Annotated in this window: 6 protein-coding genes; all 6 read left to right on the forward strand. The window is 72.1% G+C overall.

Features of this window, described 5'->3' with window-relative positions:
- The first annotated feature begins 111 nt into the window (after nt 1-111).
- The 6 genes from H5J30_RS09605 to H5J30_RS09630 all read left to right on the forward strand — a co-directional run bounded on the left by H5J30_RS09605 (nt 112) and on the right by H5J30_RS09630 (nt 8,867).
- Nucleotides 112-1,275 (forward strand): PrgI family protein, encoded by a 1,164-nt coding sequence (locus H5J30_RS09605; protein ID WP_181786962.1) that lies wholly within the window; start codon nt 112-114, stop codon nt 1,273-1,275.
- Nucleotides 1,272-3,146 (forward strand): VirB4 family type IV secretion system protein, encoded by a 1,875-nt coding sequence (locus H5J30_RS09610; RefSeq protein ID WP_309505478.1) that lies wholly within the window; start codon nt 1,272-1,274, stop codon nt 3,144-3,146. Before H5J30_RS09605 ends, H5J30_RS09610 begins: the two co-directional genes overlap by 4 nt.
- An 85-nt stretch (nt 3,147-3,231) precedes the next feature.
- A complete protein-coding gene (locus tag H5J30_RS09615) occupies nt 3,232-4,092 on the forward strand; it encodes a GP88 family protein (RefSeq protein ID WP_181786964.1) in 861 nt (286 codons plus the stop codon).
- Between the two features lie 181 nt (nt 4,093-4,273).
- Nucleotides 4,274-6,793 (forward strand): type IV secretory system conjugative DNA transfer family protein, encoded by a 2,520-nt coding sequence (locus H5J30_RS09620; protein ID WP_181786966.1) that lies wholly within the window; start codon nt 4,274-4,276, stop codon nt 6,791-6,793.
- Between the two features lie 75 nt (nt 6,794-6,868).
- Nucleotides 6,869-7,876 carry a replication-relaxation family protein gene (locus tag H5J30_RS09625; RefSeq protein WP_220188716.1) on the forward strand — a complete coding sequence of 336 codons (1,008 nt, stop codon included), beginning with the start codon at nt 6,869-6,871 and terminating at the stop codon, nt 7,874-7,876.
- Between the two features lie 37 nt (nt 7,877-7,913).
- On the forward strand, nt 7,914-8,867 hold the full coding sequence (locus tag H5J30_RS09630) for a C40 family peptidase (RefSeq protein ID WP_309505479.1): 954 nt from the start codon (nt 7,914-7,916) through the stop codon (nt 8,865-8,867).
- The last annotated feature ends 140 nt before the right edge of the window (nt 8,868-9,007 follow it).

A 9,007-nucleotide genomic window follows, 5' to 3' on the forward strand; every position in this document is an offset into this window, starting at 1 on the left:
TACGCCCGCCGCAGGGCACCACCTGGCCGACGTTCCGCCCGCCGGCCCCACCGCCTTCCTCGCCCTAGACCGCACTCGCACCCCGCACCCAGAAGAAGGGCAGTGACCACGATGAGCACTCCGGTGCGCATTCCGGCCGATGTCGAGCGCGAGGACACGGTGCTGGCTGGGCTGACCGCCCGTCAACTGCTGCTGCTGTCCGGAGCCGGCATCGTGCTCTACACCCTGTACACGGGCAGCCGCACGCTGGTGCCGCTGCCGGTCTTCGTGATCGTTGCGCTGCCGCTGGCCGGCGTCGCGGTGCTGCTGGCCCTGGGCCGGCGCGACGGGCTGCCGCTGGATCGGCTGCTGCTGGCCGCGATCCGCCAGCGCCTGGCGCCGCGCTACCGCATCGCCGCAGGCGAAGGCGTCCAGCCCGCCCCCCAGTGGCTGGGCGAGCGCGCCCGCCCGGCCGACGAACCAGGTCAACCTGCCGGCACGGTGACGCCGGCTCCGCTGCACATGCCCGCCGAGTCCGTCAGCGAGACGGGACTGGTCGACCTCGGCCGCGACGGGCTCGCGGTGGTTGCCGTGTGCAGCACCGTCAACTTCGCCCTGCGGACACCGGCCGAACAAGAGTCCCTGACCACGGCCTTCGGCCGGTACCTGCACTCCCTGACGGCCCCGGTGCAGATCATGGTGCGAGCAGAACGCCTGGACCTCTCCGCCCAGATCAACGAGTTGCAGGCCTACGCCGGGAACCTGCCCCACCCGGCGCTGGAGCACGCCGCGTACGAGCACGCCGACTACCTCAACCACCTGCGCCAGACCAGCAACCTGCTGCGCCGTCAGGTGCTCCTCATCATCCGCGAGCCGACGGGCACCACCGCCCCGAACACCGGCTTCGGCACCTCGCACCGGGCAGCGCGGCGCGCACGCCGCGCCGCGGACCGCCACACCCAGGCCACCGCCGCCGCGCGGCGGGCCGTCGAGGCCCGGCTGGTAAGGCGCGTCGAGGAGGCCACCGAACTCCTCGGACCGGTCGGCATCACCGTCACAGCGCTGGACGCAGGACAGGCCACCGCCGTGCTGGCCGCCGCCTGCAACCCCGACAGCCTCCTGCCGCCCTCCACCCATCTCGCAGGGGCTCACGACGTCATCACCACCGCCCCCACGCTCTACGACGACCCCGAACACGACAACGGGACGCCGCACGAGCCGAGCAACCCACCGGACCTCCACAAGGGCCGAGCACACGCCGCGACGACCGCGGTTCAGGAAGGAGATGAACCGTGACACGCCGACGGCTTCGCCCTCGTTCCCCCTGGGAGTCGTCCACCGGGCACGGCGACGTGTTCGCCCCGGACTCACTCGCCGTCGGAGTCAGGCATCTGGACGTCGGCCAGGAATCCGTTGCCTCGTTCGCGATCACCGGCTACCCGCGGGAGGTGCATCCCGGGTGGCTGCAGCCGCTGCTGACCTACCCCGGCCGCGTGGACGTCAGCTTGCACATTGAGCCGATCGACCCGGCCACCGCCGCGCAGCGGCTGAAGAAGCAGCTCGCCCGCTTCGAATCCGGCCGCCGGCACACCGAAGAGCACGGCCACCTGCCCGACCCGCACGTGGAAGCCGCCACCGAAGACGCCTACGACCTCTCCGCCCGGGTCGCCAGAGGCGAAGGCAAGCTCTTCCGCCTCGGCCTGTACCTGACCGTCCACGCCGCCAGCAACGAGGAACTCGGCGGCGAGGTCGACGCGGTACGCGCACTGGCCGCCAGCCTGCTGCTGGATGCCAAACCGGCCTCCTACCGCAGCCTGCAGGGCTGGATCACGTGCCTGCCGATGGGCCTGGACCTGCTCGGCATGCGCCGTACCTTCGACACCCAGGCCCTGGCCGCCGCCTTCCCCTTCACCAGCCCCGACCTCCCGCCGGCCGATCCCACCTCCGTCGCCGCCCCCACCGGCGTCCTGTACGGCTACAACATCGGCTCCCAGGGGCTGGTGCACTGGGACCGCTTCGCGCTGGACAACCACAACTCCGTCGTCCTCGGCCGCTCCGGCGCCGGCAAGTCATACCTGGTCAAGCTCGAACTGCTGCGCTCCCTCTACCGCGGGATCGAGATCTACGTCATCGACCCCGAAGACGAATACGCCCGCCTGGCCCGAGCCGTCGGCGGCACCTACGTCCACCTCGGCGCCGAACAGGTGCGGCTCAACCCCTTCGACCTGCCCATCCACACCCGGCCCGACGGACGGCGCACCGCCCCCCGCGACGCGCTCCTTCGGCGCTCGCTGTTCCTGCACACCGTCATCGCCGTGCTCCTCGGCGCCGAGCTGACCCCCGGCGAGCGCGCCAGTCTCGACCGGGCCATCACCGCCACCTACCAGCAGGCCGGCATCACCGCGGACGCCCGCACCTGGACCCGCCCCGCGCCCCTGCTCGCCGACCTCGCCCACACCCTTCAGACGTCCACCGACACCGAATCAGCCGATCTCGCCGCGCGCCTTCACCCCTACGTGCACGGCGCTTTCAGCGGCCTGTTCAACGGGCCGTCCACCAGCCGGCCCGAAGGCCATCTGGTGGTCTTCTCACTGCGCGACCTGCCCGATGAACTGAAAGCGATCGGCACCCTGCTCACCCTCGACGTCGTCTGGCGACAGGTCTCCAACGCTGCCGTCCGCCGGCCCCGGCTCGTCGTCGTCGACGAAGCCTGGCTGCTGATGAAGGACCCCGCGGGGGCCGACTTCCTGTTCCGGATGGCCAAGGCGTCCCGCAAGCATTGGGCCGGCCTGACGGTCGCCACCCAGGACACCGCCGACGTCCTCGGCACCGAACTTGGCAAAGCAGTGGTCGCCAACGCCGCCACCCAGATCCTGCTGCGACAAGCCCCTCAAGCCATCGAGGAGATCGCGGCCACCTTCAACCTCTCCGACGGCGAGCGGCAATTCCTCCTGGCCGCCGACCGCGGCCAGGGCCTGCTGTCCGCGGGCACCCAACGGGTCGCCTTCCACGCCATCGCCTCACCGGCCGAGCACCAACTGATCACCACCAACCCGGCCGAACTCGCGGAACTCGCCGCCGACGAAGCCGCCCGCACCCCTCCCGGGACCGAGGACCAGGACCCGTTCATCGACCTCGGCCCCGCCGAAGCCGACACCGGAATCTGACGACCCACCAGCCCGTGGCCACGACCGGCCAAGCCATGTGGCCCCTCTACCTCCTGTCTGTGCCCCCCTTGGAGGTTCCGTCCTCATGCCTCATCCACGTCCCCAACCTGCGCCCGAAGCCGAGCCGCCCGTGCGTCCGGCGCGGCTGCTGACCCAAAACCGCGAGATGAAAGCCATCGGGGTGTGGAACTGGACCTTGCCCGCGTGGGCGGGGCGGCTTCCCGATGGCCGCACGTACAACACCTGCCCCTCGGCCGGGATCTGCGCCCGCGTGTGCTACGCCCGGCACGGCACCTACACCTGGCCGAACGTCAAGGCGAAGCACCAGGCCAACCTCCGCTTCGTCCTGGACGACCCGGAAGGGTGGGAGGCTGCGATGATCGCCGAACTCGGCGCCCGCCGCCTCCAGCACGCCTGGATCCGCATCCACGACTCCGGCGACTTCTTCTCCGACGCCTACCTCGCCGCCTGGCTGCGGATCATCCGCGCCCGCCCCACCGTGAACTTCTACGCCTACACCAAGGAAGTCCGCCGCTTCCGCGCGATGGTCGAGCCGGCTCCGCCGGACAACTTCCTGTGGGTCTACAGCTACGGCGGCACCCAGGACGCCGACCTCGACACCCGGCGCGACAGGGTGGCCGACGTCTTCCCCGACGAAGACGCCATCGACGCCGCCGGCTGGCACTCGCAGGAGGCCAGCGACCTCCTGGCCGTGCTGGGGCCGCGGCTGGTGGGCATCCCCGCCAACCGCATCCCGCACTACCTCAAACGACTGGCCGGCCGCACCTTCCGCACCTGGCAGGCCGAAGTCGACGCCGAACGCGCCACCCGCCGGCACCCCACGAAGCGGCGCGGACATCTGACGCTGCTGCCCGACGAGTCGAGCCCCCAGCCGGCCGCCGCGCGACACCGGGGCGGCCCACAGCGACCCGAGCAGGCCGCTTAGCCCTCTGCCTTCGGCTGCTCCGCCCGGCCGCCGGCCAGCGGCGCCCGTCCGCCGCTCAGCTCGTCAACAGGCCGGACGGCGGCCCCGAAAGCCGGGCGGCCACTGCTTGGCAGCCGCTGAAGGCAGAGCCTTATCGGCCACCCCCGGCCCTCCAGGTCCGCACAGCAACTTACGGAGCCTCATGGTGATCACCTTCCTACCTACGACCTCTCCGGCCCCTTCGACCGGATCCGAGGAGACGAACTCGCCGCTGGAGGAGTTTCTGCTCGACCCCTCCGGAGCCCTCGAACACGTTCTGCTCGACGCGCGTCAGTGGGCGGCCGACTGGGGCCTGCCGGCCGGCGCTGCGGTCCTCCTCCTCGCCTCGGGTGTCCTGGGGCTGTGGCGGTGGTGGCGACGCCGCTGCCACCAGCGGATCGCCACCGACGCCCGCGTCGTACGGGTCCTGCCCCCGCCGCATGTCGACCCCGACGGCGGGGCCGCCCTGTGGGCCAACCTCGTCGGCCTGCTGCGTCCCGGCTGGCGACGCTGGTTGTTCGGGCAGCCCCATCTGGTCTGGGAGTACGTGGCCGATCACGAGGCGCTGGCCCTCCAGGTCTGGGTGCCCGGGATGGTGCCGCCCGGAATGGTGGAGCGGGCCATCGAGGCGGCCTGGCCCGGCGCGCACACCCGCACTGCTCCCGCCACCGCGCCGCTGCCCGGCCCGCTGGCCAAGGGCGAGGACGTGGAGGTGGCCGCGGGCCGGCTGCGCCTGGCGCGAAGTGAAGCGCTGCCGATCCGTACCGACTTCGCCGCCGACCCCCTCCGCGCCCTGCTCGGCGCCCCGGTGGGCCTGGGACCGCAAGAACGCGCGGTGGTACAGGTCCTGGCGCGCCCGGTCACCGGCCGCCGCCTGCGGAAGACCCGCCGAGCCGCGCGGCGTCTTCGCGCGGGCCGTTCCGTCCGCCCGGTCAGCCGAGTGCTGGACCTCTTCCTGCCCGGCCCCGGCCGCTCAGGGCGGAGTGCCGCCCGGACGCAGGCCGGCCAGGACCGTCACACGGTGCTGGAGACGGCGGCCGAGGACCGGGCGATCGTCACGAAAGCCCGCGGCGCCCACTACGAGGTGAGCATCCGCTTCGCGACCTCCTGTGTCCTTCCGGCCGCGGCCACCGCCCAGCAGCGAGGCGACGTGCACGAGCGGCTGGTCGGCCGCGCGCACGCGCTGGCCGCTGCGTGCGCCGTCTTCAGCGAGCACAACTACTACCGCCGTGCCCGGCTTGTCTCCCGCCGCGCGCTGAACCGGCTGGCCGAACGACGCCTGAACCGCGGGGATGTCATGTCGGTCCACGAGGTAGCGGTGCTCGCCCACCTGCCCTGGGACACCGACATCCCGCAGCTGGAACGCGCCGGCGCCCGCGCGGTGGCCCCGCCTCCCGGCATCCCCGTACCCGGTCCCGGAGTCAAACCGCTGGGACTGACCGACACCGGCCGGCCCCGCCCGGTGGGCCTGCACGTCGCCGACGCGCGCCAGCATCTGCACATCCTCGGAGCGACCGGGAGCGGCAAGAGCGAACTGATGGCCCGCCTGATCCTCGATGACGCCGACGCCGGGCGCGGCCTCGTCGCCGTGGACCCCAAGGGAGACATGATCACCGACGTGCTCGGACGGCTGCCGGAGTCGGCTGCCTCACGCGTCGTGCTGTTCGACGCCGGGGCCGGTCGGCCGCCGGTACTCAACCCCCTCGAAGGCGACGACACCGCCCGCATCGTCGACAACCTGCTGAGCATCTTCTCCCGGGTCTACGCCTCCTCCTGGGGGCCGAGAACCGACGACATCCTGCGCGCCGGCCTGCTGACGCTGCGCGCCTTGCCCAGCACACCGCTGCTGACCGACCTGCCCGCGCTGCTCACCGACCCCGCCGCCCGCCAACGCGCCATCCGCCAGCTCGACGACGACCTGCTGACCGGCTTTTGGACCTGGTACGACCACCTGTCCGACCCCGCCCGCGCACAGATCATCGCCCCGCTGATGAACAAACTCCGCGGCCTGCTGCTGCGCCCCTTCGTCCGCCAAGCCCTGGCCGGCGGCACCTCCACCGTCGACCTCGAAGACGTCCTGGACCAGGGCGGCATCTGCCTGGTGCGCATCAGCCGCAACGCGCTGGGCGTGGAGACCTCCCGCCTGGTCGGCTCCCTGATCGTCGCCCGCACCTGGCAGGCCACCACCGCCCGCTCCCGCCTCGCCCAGCACCAGCGCCCCGACGCCAGCTTGTACCTGGACGAGGCGCACAACTTCCTCAACCTGCCCTACCCCCTGGAAGACATGCTGGCCGAAGCCCGCGGCTACCGGCTGTCCATCACCCTGGCCCACCAGTACCTGCGCCAACTCCCCCGAGAACTCGAAGAAGGCATCAGCACCAACGCCCGAACCAAGATCTACTTCAACGCCTCCCCCGAGGACGCCCGGCTCCTGGCCCGCCACACCACACCCCGCCTGGCCGAGCAGGACCTCTCACGCCTGGATGCGTTCACCGTCGCCGTCCGACCCGTCCTCGCCGGCGCCGAAGCCCCCGCGTTCACCGCCACGACGACCAAGCTGCCGCCGAAGATCCGCGGCCGTGCCCGAACCATCCGGGCAGCCGCCGCCCACCCGCGGCCCACCACACCCGCCGCCAGCGGGCGCCCCCACCGCCCGGCCGCCGACCCCCGGCGCACCCCCTGACCCACCGAGAACCCGCCCTCAACCCCACGGGCGGACAGCACCGTCACCGACCCCTTTTGCCAACAGGAGGCTTCCGTGTCCGTGCACCACGAATTCCCGCACCGCCGGCCCCTGCGCCGCCCCCAGCCAGCCCGCCCGTCACAGCGCGTCGCCGTCAGCGGCCATCACCTGGCACGCCTGGCCGGACGGCTGACCGACCGCGACCGGTGGCTGGCACGCATGCTGTACGAACACCGCGTCCTGACGTTGAACCAGATCGGCCAGGCCGCGTGGCCCTCCTCCCGCGCCGCCAACGCCCGGCTCCTCCAGCTCTACACCTGGCGGGTGATCGACCGCTTCCAGCCCTTCACCGCCCGCGGCTCCGCACCGATGCACTACGTCCTCGACATCGCCGGAGCCCGCATCCTCGCCGCCGAAGACGGCAAAGACCCCCACCAACTTCCCTACCGACACGCCACCGCCATCGGCATCGCCCACTCCCTCACCCTGCCCCACACCACCGGCACCAACGGCCTGTTCACCACCCTGATCGCCCGCGCCCGCCAACACGGCCCGTCCGAGGAACTGACCGCCTGGTGGTCCGAACGCCGCTGCGCCCGGCACTTCGGCGACATCGTCCGCCCGGACGCCTACGGCCGCTGGCACCACCAGCGCGCCGGGACCACCGAATGGTTCCTCGAATACGACCGCGGCACCGAACCGCTCGACAAGCTCGCCCGGAAGCTGACCGCCTACCACCAACTCGCCCACACCACCGCGCTCACCACCCCCGTGCTCATGTGGTTTCCCAGCTCCCGCCGGGAAGCCGGCGCGCGCACCGCACTGGCCGCGGCCCACCACAACCTCACCGACCCGGACCGGGTCCCCGTAGCCACCACCAGCACCGAAGCCGCGCCCGCGGCGCCACACGACCCGGCAGCCGCCCGCTGGCTGCCCCTGCCCGACTCCCCCAGCCCCCGCCTGCCACTGGCCACCCTCACCAGCGCCTGGCCCCGCCTGCCGCCGGTGTCGGCGTCGACCGCCGCCGACGCAGACAGCTCAGGCAGCGACCTGCACCCGCCGCCGCCGATGCCCCCGCAGTGACCTCGATCGCCAAGCAGCCGAAGGTGGTGACCCCCTCGTGCTCAAGCCCGTCCTCGCGCTCTTCGCCGGCATCCTCCTCCTGATCACCCTTGCGGCTGCCGGCGCCGGCGGCGTCCTCAGCTCGCTCTTCGGCCAGAGCACAACCCAGCCCAGCCGCACAGCCATGGAAGACATCCCACCCGACAACTTCGCCCTGTACACGGAGGCCGCGGCCACCTGCCCCGGCCTGGACTGGACCATCCTGGCCGCCATCGGAAAAATCGAATCCGACCACGGCCGCTCCACCCTCGACGGAGTCTCCGAAGGCGCGAACCACAAGGGCGCCAGGGGCCCGATGCAGTTCATGCCCGGCACCTGGGCCGACGTCGTCGCCGAACACCCCCCGCCGGCACGCGGCGACGCAAAGCCCAGCCCGTACAACCTCCACGACGCCGTATACGCCTCCGCGGCCTACCTGTGCGACTCCGGCGCCCGCCAGGGCCGCAACCTCCGCGATGCGATCTACACCTACAACAACGCCAACTGGTACGTCTCCGACGTCCTCACCCAGGCCGCCCAGTACACCAGCCCCGCCACCGTCGGAGGCGACAACAACGCCAGCCCGGCCGCGCTGGAGGCCATCGCCTACGCCGAAGGACAGCTCGGACTCCCCTACCTCTGGGGAGGCGACGGACCCGCCGCCGGCGAAGACGGCTTCGACTGCTCCGGCCTCACCCGCGCCGCCTACCAAGCCGCCGGCATCACCATCCCCCGCGTCGCACAAGACCAGTTCAACGCCGGCCCCCGCGTCCCAAACGACAGCCTCCAGCCCGGCGACCTCGTCTTCTACGGAACCCCCACCAACATCCACCACGTCGGCATCTACATCGGCCAAGGGCAGATGATCAACGCACCGAGACCCGGAGCGAACATCCAGATCGCGCCCTACCGGTACAACGGCGACGACTACGCAGGGGCAACTCGCCCCGCCACCTCCGCGCGGCAGATCTGACGGAGCAACCGTCAGGATGCGTGGCTCCCGTTGGGCCAGCCGGCCGGGCAGGCTCAACTCGTCGGTGCGCTACTTGCAGCGGAGGCCGCCGCCGGGGTCGAGCGCGACCTGTGGGGCACGCCGCGACGACCGCGGACGCC

This window comes from Streptomyces phytophilus, from assembly GCF_013870535.1.
Classification (GTDB): Bacteria; Actinomycetota; Actinomycetes; order Streptomycetales; family Streptomycetaceae; genus Streptomyces; species Streptomyces phytophilus.